Source organism: Microcoleus sp. A6-C6 (assembly GCF_036705955.1).
In the GTDB taxonomy this organism is placed as follows: Bacteria; Cyanobacteriota; Cyanobacteriia; order Cyanobacteriales; family Microcoleaceae; genus Microcoleus.
In genome coordinates, this window is record NZ_JAUBVR010000034.1 from 20,580 (window position 1) to 39,585 (window position 19,006).

Genomic DNA, 19,006 nt, shown 5'->3' on the forward strand with positions numbered 1-19,006 from the left:
TCAGGAATTTCTACCTAACTTGACGCAAAATACCCTCAACCAACCGATCGATCTCCGCCTCAGTTGTAAAATAGTGAACGCAAGCCCGCACGCAGTCAGGAGAAAGAATTGTCCTCACCATAATCCCCTGCTTCTCCAACAAATTAACCAACTGGTTGTGCGGCATCCCATTCATCAACCGAAACGAAACTAAACCAGCTTCCGGCGCAGATGTTCGCAAACATTCCACATGGGGAAGTTCCGACAAACGCTCCCAAAGATACTTGCTCAAACGACAAATTTCTGCATACCTTTGCTCAATTGTTCCCCATTCGTGCTGAAGGGCGATCGCACTTCGCAAACCCGCATACAAAGGATAAGCCGAAGTCGCAATCTCGTAGCGTTGAGATCCAGCCTTCCATCCAAGGACTTTAGCACTAGAATCAGTGACAATTCCCCGCCAACCGATAAATACCGGATGCAAATCTGCCAAAGCCGCCGCACTTACATACAGTCCGCCCAAACCTTCCGGGCCGCACCACCATTTATGACCAGTAAAAGCATAAAAGTCAACCCCAGACTCAATCAAATTCAAAGGCAAAACCCCCACAGATTGAGCAGCATCAACTAACACTCGAACTTTACGACTTTTAGCATTAAAACTCTCTTGTACCCCCCCTTGCCAAGGGGGGGTTAGGGGGGGTTCATGACACACTTTCACAATCTCATTAAGAGGCAAAACTTGACCGGTATTCCACAAAATGTGACTGATTACCAACAACCGAGTATTTGGCCGCAAACTATCAGCAATTACCTGAACAGGAGATCCTTCATTCAAAGTTGCCGCCAATGGACAAACATCAACCTCAATCTTGAAACGGCGCTGAAGTTCCATTACACTAGCTACAATGCCCGGATGTTCGCAATCAGAAAGCAGCAATCGATCGCCTGCTTTCCAGTCAATGCCCCACAGCGCAATATTGCAGCCCACGGTGACATCCTCAGTCAGGGCGATGGTTTCAGCAGGTACGGCCAACTCAGATGCGATCGCACGTCGCGTCAGCATCGCCTCCTGAACCACCCAAGCCCCCACCTCCCCCGAAAACGGCCCCCCAAGCTGCACCCGCTTGTAAGCCTCATAAATCGCCTCTAAAGCAGACTCAGGCAGCGGCCCTTGTCCGCCGTAGTTAAAATAAGCTTTATTGGCCAAAGCTGGAAATTGTTGCCGGTGATTGTCCTTTGTCATTTTTTCTGGGGAATTGTTGATAACGTTAATATTGCATAAATGTCGATCGTCCAAAACCTCACTAACAAAGGCTTCTTCTTCCTTCTTCCTTCTTCCTTTTACCTTGAGCGAAGTCGAAAGGCTTTCCTCCTTCTTCCTTCTTCCTTCTTCCTTCTTCCTTCTTCCTTCTTCCTTCTTCCTTCTTCCTTCTTCTTCCTTCTAATTATTCTATGCCCTTGCGAATACTAAATGTTAATAACTGACAAACTGCTACTTTCCTATCAACGATGCAATCTCCGAGCATTTTTAGACACCTGCGGAGACTGGAAACAACTAGACCCCCCCAGCGACTTTTTGTTGAAACTGATGCGCGACAGCGCCGCATACCAGCAGCAAGTTTTGGAACACGAGACTTACCAACAACCATCATATCCTAGAGGGGATTGGGAAGCTGGCGCGATCGCTACTTTGAGTTTAATGCAGCAAGGAGTCGATCGCATTTACCGAGGAGTTCTAATCCAAGGCGAATTGGACAAAACCAACGGTAACTCAACTTCTCTGGTAGGAATTGACGGTCAATATTTCTCAGATACCGGGGAAGTTTCCCAAAATAATATTCATCTTTCATCCTCCACTCCGCACCCTTCAAATAGTACCCTCGTCAGCCGCCCGCATTTATTAATCAAACAGCCCGGAGAATCCAAATTTGGCGATTGGAGTTACGTTACTGCCGATATTTGGCTCAGCAAGCGGCCAAAACTCGATTATCAAATTATTGCCGCTTTTCACGCCCGAATATTAGCAGCAGTGCAGGGAAAAATCCCCGATTCAGCGTGGCTGATGCTGCGAACAAAAGGGTTTTGGCAAGTGGATCTCGACCAGCGAAATCCTCAGATGTTCGAGATATTAGATCGCTGTATTGAGATGATAGAAAATCGGGATAAACCAGAAGTTTTCATTTCCCGCCAAAAATGCAATCTTTGCGGTTGGTATACTACTTGTCATGGGGAAGCAGAATCTATTAAACATCTTTCACTATTGCCCGGAGTTACTGCTGGCCGCTATGCTAGACTAAAAACTCTCGAAATTACCGATGTAGAATCTCTCGCTAATGCTAATTACGAATTGCTGGCAGATTATCCAGAATTTCCCGACGGAGTTGCTTTTGATGTGGTGCGTCAAGCTCAATCTCACTTGTTAAATCAACCGCTGTTGCGGGAAGAAGGAAGTTCGGCAGCGGATTTTGTAACGGATGTAGCGGATGTCGGTTCGGTTGTGGCTGCGGTTAATCAGTTTATTATAATACCGGAAAATGGAAAGAATCGTTTAGTAATAGCTAATATTGAGGCTGTCAAAACTACAGAAAATAAATCTGCTGCACCTTCCAAGCCTGCGCCAATTCTTCGCAGCAAGCCAATTCCTTATTCTCAATCGGTGTTTTTGCCGATCGCCCCAATCGAACTCTATTTTGACATTGAAGCGGAACCGGAGATGAATTTAGATTATCTCCACGGAGTCTTAGTTGTCGATAGGTACAACAAAACTGAAAAATTCCACGGTTTTCTGGCAGAATCAGCAGCAGAGGAAGGTGCAATTTGGGAGCAATTTTTAGAATTAATGTGGGCTTATCCCATTGCTCCGATTTTCCACTTTTGCGACTACGAAGTCAAGACTTTCAAACGCCTAGCTAAACTTTACCATACTCCAGCTTATTTGTGGAAACCAGTGCTGAAACGGTTTGTAGATATTCACAAACAAGTGACGCAAAAGGCGATTATGCCGGTGGAAAGTTACGCGCTAAAACCCATCGCCCGTTGGTTGGGTTTTGACTGGCGTGACGCTAAGGCTAATGGGGCTCAGTGTGTCTGTTGGTACGATGATTGGCTCCAAACTGGCGATCGATCGATCTTGGAGGCGATCGTCCGCTACAATGAGGACGACTGTCGCGCTACATATATAGTTAAAGATTGGTTGACTAATTTTTTGCTGAGTCAGAAACAGTGAATTTATGATTAAACGAACCGCGAAGGCGCAAAGGGCACGAAGTCAGAAAGAGAAGAAGATAGTAAAATGCGAAATTTAGCAAAGGCAACTATATTTATTGCCTGTTTTTTGATAGCAGCAACTGTGGCAATTTTGATAAATTTGTCAGTACAATCTTTTGCCCTCACCAAAATAGATTTTATCGGAAGAGCAATATTTCCGACAGGTTCTCCGTTTCAAGGAACAGAAATTGGCGGACTTTCGGGGATTACTTACGATGCCGAAAAACAAGTTTATTATGCCATTTCCGATGACCGCAGCAGCAAAGCTCCGGCTCGCTTTTATTCTCTCAAAATTAACTTGGCATCTGGTAAACTGGAAAAAGAAAAGATTGAATTTACTGGTGTCACGACTTTATTAGATGAAAACGGTAAAAGCTTTCCAGAATTAAGTTTAGATACCGAAGGGATAACTTTTACCGGCAATAGCGTGTTTGTTTCTTCGGAGGGAGATGTCGATCGCCAAATCAATCCTTTCATCAAAGAATTCTCCCTCGACGGTAAACTGCTCAAAACGCTGCCAATTCCCGATCTATTTTTGCCAGACGACAAAGGTACCAAAGGCATCCGCAACAATTTCGCTTTTGAAAGTTTGACCTTAACAGCCGATCGCAAATACCTATTCACCGCCACCGAAAACGCTATGGTACAGGATGGCGCCGTGCCTTCCTTGGAAAAAGGCAGCCCGTGCCGGATTTTGCGCTACGATGCTGCCAGCGGCAATCCAGATGCCTCCTTTGCCTACATCACCGAACCGCTACCTTCTGGTGCAAATCCTGTGGGAAAATTAACTACCAACGGTTTAGCGGATTTGTTGGCGATCGACGATAACCGTTTGCTGAGTTTAGAGCGTGCTTTCTCCCTGGAAACCGGAGTTACTGTTAAACTATTTGAGGTTTCCTTGGAAAAGGGCGATCGCATAGAAGGGATCGAAAGCCTCAAAAACCGTCTGGGCGAGATTTCTCCCGCTCAAAAACGGCTGCTGCTGGATTTGGAAACCCTAAAAATTCCCCTAGACAACATTGAGGGGTTGACATTTGGCCCCGAATTGGCGGATGGTAGCAGAGGTCTGATTTTGGTTAGTGACAACAACTTCAGTCCGCTGCAAGAGACTCAGATTTTGGGCTTCCAAATAAAAGTTCAAAAAACCTCTTGACAAAAGGTGAGGTTATAGGCATAATAGAAATTGTGCCTGAAAAAACGGCAAAACGAGGGACAGTAGTTCAATTGGTTAGAGCACCGCCCTGTCACGGCGGAAGTTGCGGGTTCGAGCCCCGTCTGTCCCGTTCTCTCGTAAATCGCAAGTTTAAGGCTTTAATAAACCTGTTTGTGGATTAAGTTCGTTTGTAGTAACGATTTTAGTCCTCAAAAATGTAAACAAGGACTAAAGTCCTGAGTGCGAACTTATGATAGTTAAATAACCGGACATGATTAAGGAGTGGGAAAATATGCTCGTTACGCCCATTAAGCCCTCACCGGAAAAAAATACACAACTCGTAGTATTATCTAATATCAGTTGGCAGACTTACGAAAGCTTATTAGCAGAAGCGGGGGACAAGAGATCCTCGCGATTTTCTTATTCTCAAGGAGTCTTAGAAATTATCATGCCATCAGACTTGCATGAAACTATTAACTGTTTGCTAAAACGGATTGTTACAGCTTTGACTGAAGAGTTGGACTTGAAAATTAAAGGATTTGGTTCGACGACTCTCAACCGTGAAGATTTAAAACAAGGTGCAGAACCTGATTCGTGTTTTTATATCCAAAATGTCGATCGCATTCTAGGTAGAAGGCTTGACATCTCAACAGATCCGCCGCCAGACTTGGTGATTGAAGTGGATATTACCAGTCCTTCTTCTAATCGGTTTGTAGTTTATACACAGCTAGAAATTCCTGAAATTTGGCGGTATAGGGGAGACGGCGTACAAATTTATCAATGGCAAAATCGGGAATATATTATCTGCGATCGCAGTCCGACATTTCCCATCCTTTCTGTCGCAATGCTCAATCAATTTTTGCAGATGGCAGAAACTCAAGATGATAATGCCATAATTCGGTCTTTGCGTCAATGGGCAAGGGAGCAGTTGCGATCGCCCGCAGAAACAGAACAATAATAGTTAAACTCTAGCCCCCTCGATCTTCTTGAAACCATCTGCGTTAATCTGTGTCTATCTGCCTTAAATCTGCGGTTTCCCAATCAAATATTTCAGACTCACAGATACGAGTTCAGAAAAGGTCGGGCGATCTGATATGTCAAAACCAGGACGATCGGCACTAGGATCGGAATAGCAACCAACAATCCCCATTTGCCAAACCTCAGCTTTTGACCGTCCGATTTGAACAGGAAAATCACAGCGACAATTCCCATGACTACCCAGAGGCCGCCAAAGCCCATGAAAACTGTATATCCTGCATCTTGCATTGTTTTTACCTGCTTTCGATCAATCAATCTTTAATGTTAGTTGCAGTTGGTTCCTGCGGAAATCTGCAAATCGGTCGATCGCACTTACTCAATATGACTCATTTTCAGTTAGACCGGCAGCGACCTTGAACATCGCACTCAACCCGCGCAGTTCGATCGCTCATAATACTTGCTAAATCCTGCCTTCGGGTCAACCTCAGCCGCCAATCTGCCCAAATTCCGTACAGCCAATTAGCGATCGCCCCAATCACCGGCAACTTAGTAACAGCATAAATCCATCCCATCCCCAAAATCTCATAAATACGGCGGAAAACCTCCACATTTTTAACCGTCGTACCGTCGGGTAACACCGCGTGAATCCGGCCCATCGCCGTTTCATAGTCAACTCCGCCGTGGGCTTCCGGGTTGTAGTCATCCTCCGCGATATCCACAAACGACACCAAACCTCGCCCTGCATCCCGTTTCTTCAAAAAATTCACCTCTCGCACGCACAGCGGGCATTCACCGTCGTACAGCAATTCGATTTGCCAAGAGGGGTTAACCTCAACAAAATTGGAAAACTCGGTTTTAGCAGCAGACATAGGGAAATATGTTTTAAGAGCGATCGCACCCAAATATTTTACAAGAATTATTAATTACCGATCGCCCCAGCGGTAGTCATTGGCGATCGAAAAAATAGTCCCAAAGAATAATTCTGTCTTGGCCGCCCGCAATGTTAATATCATCAAGATGCTCTCTGCTGCATTAAAACCAGAGACTTTCGCCCAACCGCTCAATAGCGGACGATCGACCCCTTCGATCCAGGCAAACCCACAGTCAAGCACAAATGTCAAGCCTGCAACAAACTATATTAAAATTTGTAGTCACAGCCACAGCAAATCCCCCAACCAGTAAATTGCCCTTAATCTAAAAGCAAAAAGATAAATGAACGTCAGAGTCCGTCTAGCCCCCAGTCCCACCGGAAACCTACACATCGGTACCGCCAGAACCGCCGTATTTAACTGGCTGTTTGCCCGCAACCAAGGCGGCACATTCATCCTGCGGGTAGAAGACACAGATGTCGAACGTTCTAAAAGCGAATACACCGATAACATCCTCGAAGGACTCGCATGGCTGGGGATGAACTGGGACGAAGGCCCGAGTTTTCAGTCCGAGCGTCTGGAAATATACCGCCAAGCAGTCCAAACCCTTCTAGACAATGGACTCGCCTACCGCTGTTACACCACGTCGGAAGAACTCGACGAAATGCGGGAAACACAAAAAGCCAACAAACAAGCCCCCCGCTACGACAACCGCCACCGCAACTTGACAAGCAAAGAGCGCGCAGCTTTTGAAGGCGAAGGGCGACAAGCTGTGATTCGGTTTATCATCGACGACGATCGCACAATTTCTTGGAACGACATGGTGCGCGACACCGTAACCTGGAAAGGTAGCGACCTCGGCGGCGATATGGTAATTGCCCGCGCATCCAGCGGCGGCGTCATCGGCCAACCACTCTACAACCTCGCCGTAGTTGTCGATGACATCGACATGACCATCACCCACGTCATCCGCGGCGAAGATCACATCGGCAATACTCCCAAACAAATATTGCTCTACGAAGCTTTGGGCGCGACACTCCCAGAATTTGGCCACACGCCGCTGATTTTAAACTCCCAAGGGCAAAAGCTTTCTAAACGCGACGGCGTAACCTCGATTTTTGACTTCAAAGATATGGGCTACCTCCCCGAAGCTTTAGTCAACTATATGACTTTGCTCGGTTGGACTCCGCCGGATTCAACGCAGGAAATATTTACACTGTCGGAAGCAGCAGAATTATTTACATTCTATCGAGTCAACAAAGCTGGTGCAAAATTTGACTGGGATAAACTCAACTGGCTCAACAGTCAATATCTCCACAAAATGCCAGTACCGCAACTGACAGATTTGCTGATACCTTATTGGCAGAAAGCCGGTTATGAGTTTGACTCCGAGGCCTCACGCCCCTGGCTCGAACAAATAGCTGCTTTAATCGGCCCGAGTCTCGTTCGCTTAACCGATGCTGTCGATATGTGCAAGTTGTTCTTCTCTCCCACTGTGGAATACGAAGAAGAAGCACTCGCACAGTTGCAACAGCCAGGGGCTGCACAGGCTTTGCAAGCAGTTTTAGAAGTTCTGGAAAGTCATTCCACCTTGGAGTCAGCCGAAGCTCAGAAAATCACTAAAAAGCTCAGTAAAGAGAAAAATCTGAACAAAGGGCTAATTATGCGATCGCTCAGAGCAGCTCTGACAGGTGCAATGCACGGCCCCGACCTGATAGAATCTTGGGTAATCCTTCACCAGCGCGGGACAGCTAAAACCCGTTTGCTTGATGCCATTAGCAACTTGAATTTGCCGGCAGTTGGTGTCGCGGTAGAAACTCCTACCCCAGAACAACCCAAAGCCGAAACTCCCGCCGAAACTCCCGCGCCGGAACAGCCAGCAGTCGAGGTTTCAACAGTCGAAACACCGACTATTGAAACAGCAGCGGAAGTTACATCAGTCGAAACGCCGGCTGTTTCAACAGTCGGAACGGAGGTTTCAGCAGTCGATATTTCGGCAGTTGAAACAACCGCAGCAGCAGTGGAAATACCTGCCGCCAACCAGCAAAAAACTATTGCGAGTGGAGAAATGACTTCATCAAACGAACCAGAAACAACCGTTATCATCACCGAAATTCCTGCCGGAAATGAAGCAGACAGTTCGAGCGGTACAACAAAAGTCATAATTACCGAAGAACCGCCAAGTCAGACCCAGCAGATCAAAGAACAAATTATCTCAATTTTGTCCGAGTTTCCTGCTTACATCGGCAGCTTTTACGAGCAGTACAAAAGTCCTCTGACAGTTGTTGGTTTAATTTTAGCCTCAATTGTTTCTTTGAAAGTGCTTTTGGGCATTGTAGACGAACTCAATGACATCCCCCTGCTAGCACCCACATTTGAGCTAATTGGTATTGGATACGCCGCATGGTTTGTCTACCGCTATTTGTTGCGCTCTTCCAACCGCCAACAATTAGGCCAAGAAATTCAAGCTTTGAAAGAACAAGTTTTTGGCAAAAAGTCCTAAATTCTTGCTGGTAATTAGTTGAATTGTACCCAACACTGACAATTTTAAATATATTGTCAGTGTCGGGTTTTTTTATGATTTAACGCTCTCAAATCCGCGTTAAATCCGCCTTAAAGAGCGGACGTACGATTGAAATCGCACCTACATAAACGATGTCCGCCTCCGCGGACTAAGAAATCAACGGGGTATTTAAACATGATTTTGTATAACCAATGACCAATGACCAATGACCAATGACTAAACCCCAGCAGCCGTAAAAGCCGCCCAGTGATACGGATTAGCAAAAGGATAGGGTTTGCGGTTGCGAATTTGCTGCAAAGAAGCCTCAGCAATAACGCGAGAACTTTGAGAAAGCCGATCGAACGTTTGCGAAATTTGAGGCTGAAAATCCGCCAGCAACACCTCCAATTCCTCGCCAGTCAAATCCCGCAGCCACCTTTGAGCCTCCGAAAGCGCTAGGGCCACATCTCCCACCTGCAACCGAGGAAACCGCCCTAAATTTTCATAAAACTTGCTCGTCAGCAGCAGCGTCGAAACATCATTCACCTTCCACAGAGTGCTGACAACACTAGACGTGCCAGCATACAACAAACCCGCCGACAAACCGACAAAATCTTCAGCACCGCCTCGAGAGCCGGCAGTAATTTCGCAAGCCGATAAAGTAACTAAAAAATATTGCCGAAAATCGAGATTAAAAATTTCCTCCAAACTCATATAGTCATTTCTCAAAAACACGCCAGATTTGAGTGGAAAATCGCAATCAAGCACACTCAAACAAGCAAAGTGAGCGCATTTTTTCTGCTGCAACTGTCCTATTTTTATGGATGAATCCCCATCATTAACAGATATCGATCGGGAAAAAGCCTGTTTAATCGTTGGCTTGTGGCGCAAAACTTCTGCACTGGAAAAATACTGGGAAATATTTCCGATTTCAAGGTTGCTGTAAAGCGCATCTTTGCTGAAAGTGGGAACTGCCAACAGGTGCTGTAAATTCGGTCTGTATCGGCCAATAGCTGCGCTGCGCGCGATTTGTCTCAACCGCAAGATCTGACAGCTAGGAGCATAGCGAATTCCTCCGGCAAATCGATCGATCAAATAAGCAGCAGGGGGTGAAATATCCCCAAAAGCCGAACTTTGAGAAAAATCCGAACCGTTGTGCGTATCCAGCAGATCGCAACCGCTGCGATCGCCCCAGTGAGACCTAAAAACTGCCCCGGTATCCTCAAACCCGTCTCTCACCCCCAGAGGCAAAGCATGGAGCGGCAAAGCGTGCAAAAATCGGTGCGGCACAACAATCAGCCGATCGCAATTTTGGGGAATCAGCGCCACCACTCGATCTATTTCCAACAGCGACGCCAAGCGTTTGAGGCGAGCCGGGAGATGATTGATCCAGCGACCTTTTTGCTCAGAATAAGCGCTGAGGTACTCCCCGGCCCAACTTTCGGCAGCCAAAGCATTTTTCGGCGAACACAGGTGAACGGCGGGATATTGTGCACTCTTCACCACCACAAAAGCCACCAACAAATCCCCCAAACTCGCCCACACCACAGCAGCGCAATTGGCATCGGGCAACAATTGGAGAATTTGCTCAAAAGCGATCGGTTCAACTTTGCGAGCTAAGCTGAAGAAAGGGTCGTTTGCCTGCACCTCACGAGCAATCAACTCATCAAACTGCCGCCACAATTGATTTAAGTGGATGAAATCTGAATTCGGCAGCAGAGAACCGCTGTTCAAATCGTGGCTGTCGCCCTCAGAAATCAAGGTAGTGTTCGGCTCAGGTTCTCGCTGTTGTTGCTGCCGCTGTTCCCTCCCTATTTCCAGTTGCAGCGACTCCAACTGGCTGCGCACCGCTGCCGGAATGTCGCCTTTCGGCGTCAGAGGGCATTTAACCAGCAGTGCTACCAAATTCCGATTTTTGTGACGTTCGGCGTATTCCAGGGCTCTAGCGAAATATTCCGGCTGGCTGCGGCCGAGTTCTAGACAAACTTGGATTAGACATTTATAGAGTCCATTCCAGGTGCTGGCTAATTTGACTGTTGCGGTACTCGCCCGATCGCCCAAATCGGCCGCATCAACCCCAACTTCGCTGCGCAAGAATTCAACAGTATCAACAGCAGTAGTAAAAACCCCGTAGGCGCGCAGCAACTCGCCTCGAACTCGGTAAGCTTGGCCCAAATAAACTAAAATTTGCGCCCATCTGTGGGGATAGGTTTCGCGAGTGTAGATTTCGCCGGCACTGTGATAGCAGGCGATCGCAGTTTCCAGGTAAGACGAGTTTTCCGTCTCCGTCAGTTCCGAAAAAGCCCGGCCCAGATAAATTTGCAGCATTGCCCAGCGGTTGGGAGATCGCTGCTTGGTGTAGACTTGGGCTGCATTTTGATAACAGGCGATCGCGCTTTTGAGGTTGCGGTTTTTTTCCCCTTTCACGTGTTGGCTGAAAGCGCGTCCGAGGTAGGCACAGAGCATTGCCCAGCGTTCGGGAGTTTTTTGGCGGTTGCAAAAGAGCAAAGCATTTTGATAGCAGGCGATCGCCATTTCGATATTTTCGGCTTTTTCCCCTTTCACCCGCAGACTGTAGATCCTGCCGAGGTAAGTTTGGATCGAACCCCAGGCTTCGGGAAATTTGATGCGACTGTAGACTTGCAAAGCATTTTGAAAGCAGGCGAGTGCCATTTCCACATTTTCCACTGGATCGCCTTTAATCCGATCGATAAACACCCGGCCCAAATTCCTTTGAGTCGTCGCCCATTGCACCGGAAAAGCTTCCTTAGTCCGCACTTGCAAAGCTCTCTGGTAGCAGTTGACAGCGTATTCGAGATTTGCGGCTCGATTGCCCCGCAGGAACTCATAGTAAGCATTTGCCAAATTATTTTGAGTCGTGGCCCAGCGTCGGGGAAACGCCTTGCGGTTGTAGACTTGCAAAGCATTTTGGTAGCAAGCGACTGCCAGTTCGAGATTTTGGGCTTTGTCGCCCCGCAGTCGGCGGCTGTAAGCGCGGCCGAGATTGTGTTGAGTGCTCGCCCAATCTCCCCCGAAAGCCTCGCGGGTACGCACTTCCAGCGCGTTTTGATAGCAAGCGATCGCCTGTTCGAGATTGTCTGCCGGATCTCCTCTGAGGCGATCGCTGTAAGCGCTTCCGAGATTATTTTGTAGTGTCGCCCACTGGGATGGGTACTGTTGGCGAGTGCGCACTTGCAGGGCATTTTCAAAGCAAGCTATCGCCTGTTCGAGATTGTGAGCCTTATCACCTTTAGGATAACCGCTGTAAGCGTTGCCCAGATTGTTTTGCATCACCGCCCACTCTTGCGGAAAGTCTTTGCGGGTAAAAACCTTAGCAACTGTTTCGTAACCGGCAATTTCGATTTCTAAGTTATTCGCCTTGCTACCGAGGGGAAACCCCCCAATTTTGTTGCTCAGATTGCCGATGAGGGCTGCAATGCGTGTCGTCTCCGATTCTTTAACAGCAGGGATTACCAAACTTCCCCAGCGGCGCAGCAGTTCTGCAAAATTATGGTCAAGTTTGTCTAAATTGGTTCTCAGCAGCGAGTATAGATGCTGCGAATCAGTGCTGCGCGCCACCGCCTGCAATACTTCTGCTAAAAAAGTGAGATATGATAGCCCAGTTACGGATAATTGAGAATTGCCCTTTGCAGACTCTAAGGGTGCGATCACTTTTTGGAAGAATTTGGCAGCCCTGAGCAAACTGTCTCGCGTCAGTGCGGGATCTTCCAAATAAAGCGTTTGTACGAACCCAAAGTCGATCAACTTTGAGTCAGCCCTCAAAATCAAATCTATTCCTGAGTCCACAGGATGTTCCAGCAGCGCTCGGAGCATATTAACATCAGTTTCGCGACGCTGTTCGTCCATCGTGCATTCCGCCGAACTATTAACGATACGATCACTGCTTCTGTGCAGCAATTAAATCACTTCCTGGTTTAAATTTCAATCTCTAACCGGAGGTAGGAGTCGCCGAGGGAGATTAAAGAAACTAGCTTTTTCTACCATAACTATCGCCACAACGTATTTGCCTAAAAAAACAGGTTTCCGCGCAAGTCCTAAAACTTGACAAACCCGCCCCCACAGATTTGCAGCGGGGCGGGTTTAATTTTTACCCTGATAGATTTTAGACTCAGAAACCCAGTTTCTTGCAAACTACGGGGTTTGGTAACGAGAAATCTCGATAAGAAACCGGGTTTCTGAGCAATAGCACGTCTACAGTATTGCGATCGCCAGTTGCAGCCCTAAAGCGAACTAAAATCAACTCAGTCGATTTTAGTGTAACGCTTGAGAACGCAGCGCTGACTCAACTGCCAACAAAGCCCGATCGACTTCAGCCGCAGAAACAATCAGAGGCGGCACAAACCTCAGCACTTTCGGCCCGGCGGGAACCAAAAGCACACCAGCGGCGATCGCAGATTTGACAATATCAGCCGATGTCAGTTCGATGTCAGCCTGCAATTCCAGCCCGACAATCAAGCCCCAGCCGCGCACCTCAGCAATCAAATGCGGAAATGTGGCCGCCAGCTTGTTGAGGCCAGCTTTCAACTGTTCCCCGCGCTGCTGGACGTTTTCCAGCAGGTTTTCCCGTTCCAAAGTTTGGCACACGCACAAAGCAACAGCGCAGACAAAAGGATTACCACCGAAAGTGCTAGCGTGACTTCCCGGTTCAAATACATCGCAGTTCGACTTACACAACATAGCGCCGATCGGGATACCACCGCCCAAGCCCTTCGCAGAGGTAAAGATATCCGGTTCAATACCGAGGTTTTCGTAACCCCAATATTTGCCACTGCGTCCCATCCCGACTTGCACTTCGTCGAGAATCAGCAAAATGCCTTTTTCGTCGCAAATTTCCCGAATCCGTTGGAAATAGGCGATATCTCCGGGGCGAACTCCGCCTTCACCTTGCAGCGCTTCCATCATAATTGCAGCTACTTGGCGTTCATCTTTGTCGAGTTCGTCGATCGCAAGTTCGATCGCACTGATATCGTTATAGGGCACATAGTGAAATCCGGGAACCAACGGACTAAAACCCTTCTGATATTTAGGCTGTCCCGTCGCCGTAATCGTCGCCAAAGTCCGCCCGTGGAAACTAGCAACAGCGGTGATAATTGTCGGATTCGAGATATTTAATTTTTCGTGAGCGTACTTGCGCGCTAGTTTAATTGCCGCTTCATTAGCTTCCGCGCCGGAGTTGCAAAAGAAAGCTCTGTCCGCGCAAGAATGGTCTACAAGCCACTTTGCCAGCTCGCCCTGTACGGGGATGTAATAAAGATTAGAAACGTGGTGCAGCGTCTGAATTTGCTGAGTTACCGCTGCAATCATCGCCGGGTGAGCGTGTCCCAGAGTGCAGGTAGCAATACCCGCCACAAAATCGAGATATTCGCGGCCCTCGGTATCCCAAACGCGGCAGCCGAGGCCTCGTTCTAGGGCGATCGCAAAACGCCCGTAGGTTGACATTACATAGCTGTCGAAGCTCTCAGAACTGAAGGGACTGGCTTCGGCTTGCACGGTTGGTTCTTTTAGTAAGGTTTCTTGACTCACGCATCGCTCCTTAAAAGATCATATGTAGACCTCGATTGTACGGTAAAAATCCAGGTTAGCGGTGCAGGCTGTTAGTTTTGTCATAAAATCATAACAGTAACATCAATTAATCCCTCAAAAATCTACTGATGAGTTATTACATTTCTCCTAGCTTTCTCGATCGAGTTGCAGTACACATCACTAAAAACTTTTTAAATTTGCCTGGGATAAGAGTTCCCTTAATTTTGGGAATTCACGGCCGCAAAGGAGAAGGTAAAACTTTTCAAACCGAACTGGTTTTTCGGCGGATGGGCTTTGAACCCGTGATGATCTCTGGCGGAGAATTAGAAAGTCCAGATGCGGGAGATCCGTCGCGTTTAATTCGCTTGCGCTACCGGGAAGCTGCGGAGCAAATTCGGGTGCGGGGCGAGATGTGCGCCATTTTTATTAACGATTTGGATGCCGGTGCTGGCCGGTTCGATTCTAATACTCAATATACCGTCAATACTCAGATGGTGAATGCCACTCTGATGAATATTGCCGACAATCCAACTAACGTGCAGTTACCGGGAAGTTATGACAGCACGCCGCTGCACCGAGTGCCGATTATTGTCACCGGAAATGACTTTTCAACGCTGTACGCGCCGCTGATTCGCGACGGGCGGATGGAAAAGTTTTATTGGGAACCCAGCCGCGATGATAAAATTGGGGTTGTCGGCGGAATTTTTGATTCGGACAAATTGTCCAAAACCGAAATTGTCGCTTTGGTAGATAATTTTCCCGATCAGTCGCTCGACTTTTTTAGCGCTTTGCGATCGCGCATTTACGACGAACAAGTCCGCACATTCATTCACAAAATAGGAATCGAGCGAGTTTCCAAACGTTTGGTAAACAGTACAGAAGCACCGCCCGATTTCCATAACCCAGATTTCAGCCTCGCTCGTTTAGTAGAAATGGGCGGTTTGATGGTGGGTCAACAAAAGCGGATTCAGGAAATGCGCTTAGTGGATGAATACAACCAATCGCGACTTTTCAACGTTCAAGGAACCGCCAATGTTCCCGCAGCCGCCCCAACGCAAAATCAGTTAAACGATCCGTCATCCAAATATTATAAGGCTTACGTCGAGCCAGGTTCTGAAGGTGGTAACGGTCATGCGGCGCGGCTAAGTTCCGAGGTATTGGAACAAGTGCAGCAGTTGTTAGCAAGAGGCTGCAAAATTGGCATGGAATATGCAGACAATCGCCGATTTAAGACTGGTTCTTGGCAAAGTTGTGCGACAATTAAAACAACACAGGAAAAAGATGTAGTTGCATCTTTGGAAACTTGTTTATCCGAACATGGCGGGGAATACGTGCGGCTGATTGGTATCGATCCAAAAGTCAAGCGCCGAGTAGTTGAAACAATTATTCAGCGGCCATAAAAGAAGACCGGGCGGTTGAAACCGCGTCTATACAAGCAAAACCCGCCTCCGCGGGTTGAAGACACAGGCGGTGAAAATTACGTGATCCTCTCTTAGTCCGCGGAGGCGGACATCGTTTGTGTAGGCGCGGTTTCAACGGCCGTCTGATCTAAATTCTGCAAAAAATTATCAAAGGTTGCCCGATCGCACATAGCAACCTGAGCACCCACCTTAGTTGTACACAGAGCGCCCGCTGCACAGCCCCACACCACTGCCTCTGACAGCGATCGCCCGCCATCTAACGCAGCAGCCAACCCGCCGTTAAAAGCATCACCAGCAGCTACAGTGTCGATCGCTTCCACAGCAAAAGCCGGCACAAAAAAGCTCTCATCCTCAGTCACAGCAACAGCCCCGCGATCGCCCAATTTGACAATAACATTCTGGACACCGCGCTGCTGCAACTGTTTAGCAGCCATAATCGCTGTTTCAGTATCATGCACCCGAAAACCCACTAGCTGACTGGCCTCCACTTCATTCGGCGTGATGATGTCGATTAATGGATAAAGTGCGAGTGGCAAATCCGCCATAGGCGCTGGATCGAGAATCACTCGCACCCCCGCTTCACCCGCAGCTTGGGCGGCTTTGATCACAACTTCCAGGGGAATTTCTAACTGTAACAGCAACGATGTAGCTGACAGCAACAGTTTTTTGAGACGTTCTATCTCTGCTTCACCGACATTGTGATTTGCACCAGGAATCACAATAATATTATTTTGACCAGTCTCGTCTACGGCGATAATTGCCACACCTGAATGAGTGCTTTTATCAATTAATATATTGTTTGTATTTAAACCATAAAATTGTAAATTTGTCAATAATTCTTCAGCAAATTTATCATTACCAACGCGGCCGATGATGTTGGTAAAAGTGCCGAGACGGGCGGCCGCAACTGCTTGATTTGCTCCTTTACCACCGCCGGCCGTGAAAAAATTGCTACCGATGATAGTTTCCCCTGGCTGTGGCAATCTGGGAGTTCTTGCTACTAGGTCGATGTTGATACTGCCGAATACGATTATGGTCATGGATTATTGAATTTGGTAATTGGTAATCGGTAATGGGGAATTGGGAATTTTCAACCAATGACAACTGACAACTGACAACTGACAACTGTCAACTGACAACTGTCAACTGTCAACTGACAACCGTCAACTGTCAACTGTCAACTGACAACTGTCAACTGTCCCTCGATACGTGCTAGAACAGTTATGGTCATTCACCGGTCAATTCAATGGCTGCAATTTCTCTCGATCGCAATCCCTGTGTTCTGCTAGTAGAAACAGACGAAGTTCTCGCCGGACACTTGAGTCTAGACTTAAAATCCTCCGGCTACGAACCGGTAATAGCATCTAATATCGCCACCGGCCAACATTTAGCCCATGAATTGCAGCCAGCTTTGATTGTAATCGATCGCATACTTGGCTCTGAGTCGGGACTGACGCTATGTTCTCATCTCAGAAGTATCGGCAATCGATCGCCCGTGCTACTATTGATCGGTCGTGATACAGTGGACGATCGCGTGGCTTGTCTGGAAGCTGGGGCGGATGATTATTTTCTCAAACCTTATCGCACTGAGGAGTTTTTGCAGTTGGTGCGCTTGTATTTGCAGCCCGATACTAGCAGCAACCAGCAATTGAGGTTTGGCGATTTAGTCTTGGATTTAGCCTCTAGGCGGGCCCTGCGCAACGGACGGACGATCGACCTGACGATGAAAGAATTTGAGCTGCTAAAGTATTTGATGGAACATCCCCGCGAGGTTTTGACTCGGGAACAAATTCTAGAGAATGTTTGGGGTTACGACTTTCTGGGCGAGTCGAATGTGATTGAGGTTTACATCCGCTATCTGCGCCTCAAGATTGAAGATGAAGGCGAAAAGCGCTTGATTCAGACGGTGCGAGGTGTTGGCTACGTGATGCGCGAAGCTTGAAGTCAGTTGACAGTTGACAGTTGACAGTTGTCAGTTGACAGTTGTCAGTTGACAGTTGACGGTTGACGGTTGTCAGTTGACGGTTGTCAGTTGACGGTTGACAGTTGTGAGTTGACATTGGTTAAAAATTACCAATTCCCCATTACCAATTTCCCATTGCCAATCTAAAATCTTAAATCATTATGAGTTATTTCGCTACTTTCCTAAATATTGGGGTAATTATATTTTTGCTGGGATGTTCGCCGGCTTTACCTGTCGCGAATGCTGTTACTGGCATTTTGGCCTCGCAGTCTCCAACGGCGACAACATCCGGTCAAGTTTTGCCTGTTTCTGCTAGATCTCGGATAGCCGATCGCCCAATCGAACTCGAAGTCGCTAAAACACCGGAACAACAGGCTATGGGTTTAATGTACAGAACTTCTCTGGCCGATGACAGAGGAATGCTGTTTGAGTTTAAACCGGCGCGGTGGGTCAATTTTTGGATGAAAAATTGCCAGATTTCTCTGGATATGATTTTTCTGCGGGATGGAGTAGTCACAGCTATCGCAGCCGAGGCGCCTCCCTGTACAGCCGATCCTTGTCCTACCTACGGGCCTGATACTCCTGTCGATCGAGTGATTGAACTTCGTGGCGGGCGGGCTGCTGAACTCGGTGTCAAAGTGGGCGATCGGATTGAAATCGAGTTTTTAAACTAAAACTTCGGATATTTTCATGGCTTACCCATCGGGACTAGAAACCCGGTTTCTTCCCATATTTCTCTAATGAAACGCAAAATTTCCTAGCAACCGGGTTTCTGAGGTAACTCCCCTCTTCAGATCCGGTTGAGTTCGGATTCGCAAAACCCGCAAAAATTAATAAAGTTTACAAAAATTTACAAAATTTGTTAGATTATTAATGTAAGATTCAGCACAAACAGGAAAAGATTTGCTACGATGTCAATCTCAGTCAGGCTGGGCTTGAGCTTGTTTGCAGAATCTGTAAATTGTGGGTCGCAGGTATGAGACGAGTCAGCGACTCGTTATCAATCCTGAGAGACGGTGGTGGTCTCCAAGACCTCGATCGCGAAAGGCAATTTTCTGGAACTTTAGGCGATCGACCTCTATCTACTAAACCTATCTGAAGTAAGATGCGACGCGCTAAATTAATTGGCAAAGTTGATCTAAGGTAGCAGATTCGGGTTCGAGCAAAATATCTGACCAATATTGCAGCAGTAAATTTGCGGATTCTGCATTTTCGCAGATGAAGCTAAACTCTGAACCTGGTTTATTAGTTTTAAGTAGCAGAATTTATTTCAGATTCGCGCTGCACAGATGCCGAGGTATTCAGTTTAGGTTTTGATCGCGATCT

The 19,006-nt window shown here is 47.3% G+C and carries 15 protein-coding genes, 1 tRNA gene and 1 pseudogene; 10 read left to right on the plus strand and 7 right to left on the minus strand.

What is annotated here, in order from left to right; all coding sequences use genetic code 11:
* Positions 1-10: 10 nt before the first annotated feature.
* Positions 11-1,225, minus strand: coding sequence for an aminotransferase class V-fold PLP-dependent enzyme (locus tag QUB52_RS15425; protein WP_332973313.1), 1,215 nt, complete (start codon positions 1,223-1,225; stop codon positions 11-13).
* A 228-nt stretch (positions 1,226-1,453) separates the two neighbouring features.
* Between QUB52_RS15425 and QUB52_RS15430 the strand changes: the two genes are divergently transcribed.
* The 4 genes from QUB52_RS15430 (at position 1,454) to QUB52_RS15445 (ending at position 5,360) form a co-directional block, all read left to right on the plus strand.
* Complete coding sequence (locus tag QUB52_RS15430) at positions 1,454-3,208, plus strand: TM0106 family RecB-like putative nuclease (protein WP_332973314.1); 1,755 nt, start codon at positions 1,454-1,456, stop codon at positions 3,206-3,208.
* Between the two features lie 66 nt (positions 3,209-3,274).
* A complete protein-coding gene (locus QUB52_RS15435) occupies positions 3,275-4,402 on the plus strand; it encodes an esterase-like activity of phytase family protein (RefSeq protein ID WP_332973316.1) in 1,128 nt (375 codons plus the stop codon).
* 56 nt (positions 4,403-4,458) lie between these two features.
* Positions 4,459-4,532, plus strand: a tRNA-Asp gene (locus QUB52_RS15440).
* A 141-nt stretch (positions 4,533-4,673) separates the two neighbouring features.
* Positions 4,674-5,360, plus strand: a complete 687-nt coding sequence (locus tag QUB52_RS15445) for a Uma2 family endonuclease (protein ID WP_332973317.1) — start codon at positions 4,674-4,676, stop codon at positions 5,358-5,360.
* 98 nt (positions 5,361-5,458) lie between these two features.
* Here the strand turns inward: QUB52_RS15445 and QUB52_RS15450 are convergent, their stop codons facing one another.
* The 3 genes from QUB52_RS15450 to QUB52_RS15460 form a co-directional block, all read right to left on the minus strand.
* The gene (locus tag QUB52_RS15450; RefSeq protein ID WP_332973318.1) at positions 5,459-5,668 is read right to left on the minus strand and encodes a hypothetical protein; all 210 of its coding nucleotides are present in this window, start codon (positions 5,666-5,668) and stop codon (positions 5,459-5,461) included.
* A gap of 104 nt (positions 5,669-5,772) precedes the next feature.
* Positions 5,773-6,249, minus strand: a complete 477-nt coding sequence (locus tag QUB52_RS15455) for a thiol-disulfide oxidoreductase DCC family protein (RefSeq protein ID WP_332973319.1) — start codon at positions 6,247-6,249, stop codon at positions 5,773-5,775.
* Positions 6,250-6,303: 54 nt separating this feature from the next.
* Positions 6,304-6,492 (minus strand): hypothetical protein, encoded by a 189-nt coding sequence (locus tag QUB52_RS15460; RefSeq protein WP_332973320.1) that lies wholly within the window; start codon positions 6,490-6,492, stop codon positions 6,304-6,306.
* 100 nt (positions 6,493-6,592) lie between these two features.
* Between QUB52_RS15460 and gltX the strand changes: the two are divergent.
* Positions 6,593-8,014: pseudogene (gene gltX / locus QUB52_RS15465) on the plus strand (glutamate--tRNA ligase); the annotation flags it as partial.
* Between the two features lie 303 nt (positions 8,015-8,317).
* Complete coding sequence (locus QUB52_RS15470) at positions 8,318-8,752, plus strand: CAAD domain-containing protein (protein ID WP_321161653.1); 435 nt, start codon at positions 8,318-8,320, stop codon at positions 8,750-8,752.
* Positions 8,753-8,989: 237 nt separating this feature from the next.
* Here the strand turns inward: QUB52_RS15470 and QUB52_RS15475 are convergent, their stop codons facing one another.
* Both QUB52_RS15475 and QUB52_RS15480 read right to left on the minus strand, forming a co-directional pair.
* A complete protein-coding gene (locus QUB52_RS15475) occupies positions 8,990-12,619 on the minus strand; it encodes a CHAT domain-containing protein (protein WP_332973322.1) in 3,630 nt (1,209 codons plus the stop codon).
* 405 nt (positions 12,620-13,024) lie between these two features.
* Positions 13,025-14,296, minus strand: coding sequence for an aspartate aminotransferase family protein (locus tag QUB52_RS15480; protein ID WP_265239301.1), 1,272 nt, complete (start codon positions 14,294-14,296; stop codon positions 13,025-13,027).
* A 128-nt stretch (positions 14,297-14,424) separates the two neighbouring features.
* Between QUB52_RS15480 and QUB52_RS15485 the strand changes: the two genes are divergently transcribed.
* Positions 14,425-15,696, plus strand: a complete 1,272-nt coding sequence (locus QUB52_RS15485) for a ribulose bisphosphate carboxylase small subunit (protein ID WP_265239302.1) — start codon at positions 14,425-14,427, stop codon at positions 15,694-15,696.
* 92 nt (positions 15,697-15,788) lie between these two features.
* Here QUB52_RS15485 and rbsK read toward each other — a convergent pair whose 3' ends face one another.
* On the minus strand, positions 15,789-16,757 hold the full coding sequence (rbsK, locus tag QUB52_RS15490; RefSeq protein WP_332973323.1) for a ribokinase: 969 nt from the start codon (positions 16,755-16,757) through the stop codon (positions 15,789-15,791).
* Positions 16,758-16,963: 206 nt separating this feature from the next.
* On the opposite strand from rbsK, the gene nblR reads away from it, so the two are divergent.
* The 3 genes from nblR to QUB52_RS15505 all read left to right on the plus strand — a co-directional run bounded on the left by nblR (position 16,964) and on the right by QUB52_RS15505 (position 18,779).
* Positions 16,964-17,659, plus strand: coding sequence for a response regulator transcription factor NblR (gene nblR, locus QUB52_RS15495; RefSeq protein WP_265239304.1), 696 nt, complete (start codon positions 16,964-16,966; stop codon positions 17,657-17,659).
* 182 nt (positions 17,660-17,841) lie between these two features.
* Entirely contained in the window at positions 17,842-18,354 is a 513-nt protein-coding gene (locus QUB52_RS15500) for a DUF192 domain-containing protein (RefSeq protein WP_332973324.1), read from the plus strand.
* 302 nt (positions 18,355-18,656) lie between these two features.
* Complete coding sequence (locus QUB52_RS15505) at positions 18,657-18,779, plus strand: hypothetical protein (RefSeq protein ID WP_332965794.1); 123 nt, start codon at positions 18,657-18,659, stop codon at positions 18,777-18,779.
* The last annotated feature ends 227 nt before the right edge of the window (positions 18,780-19,006 follow it).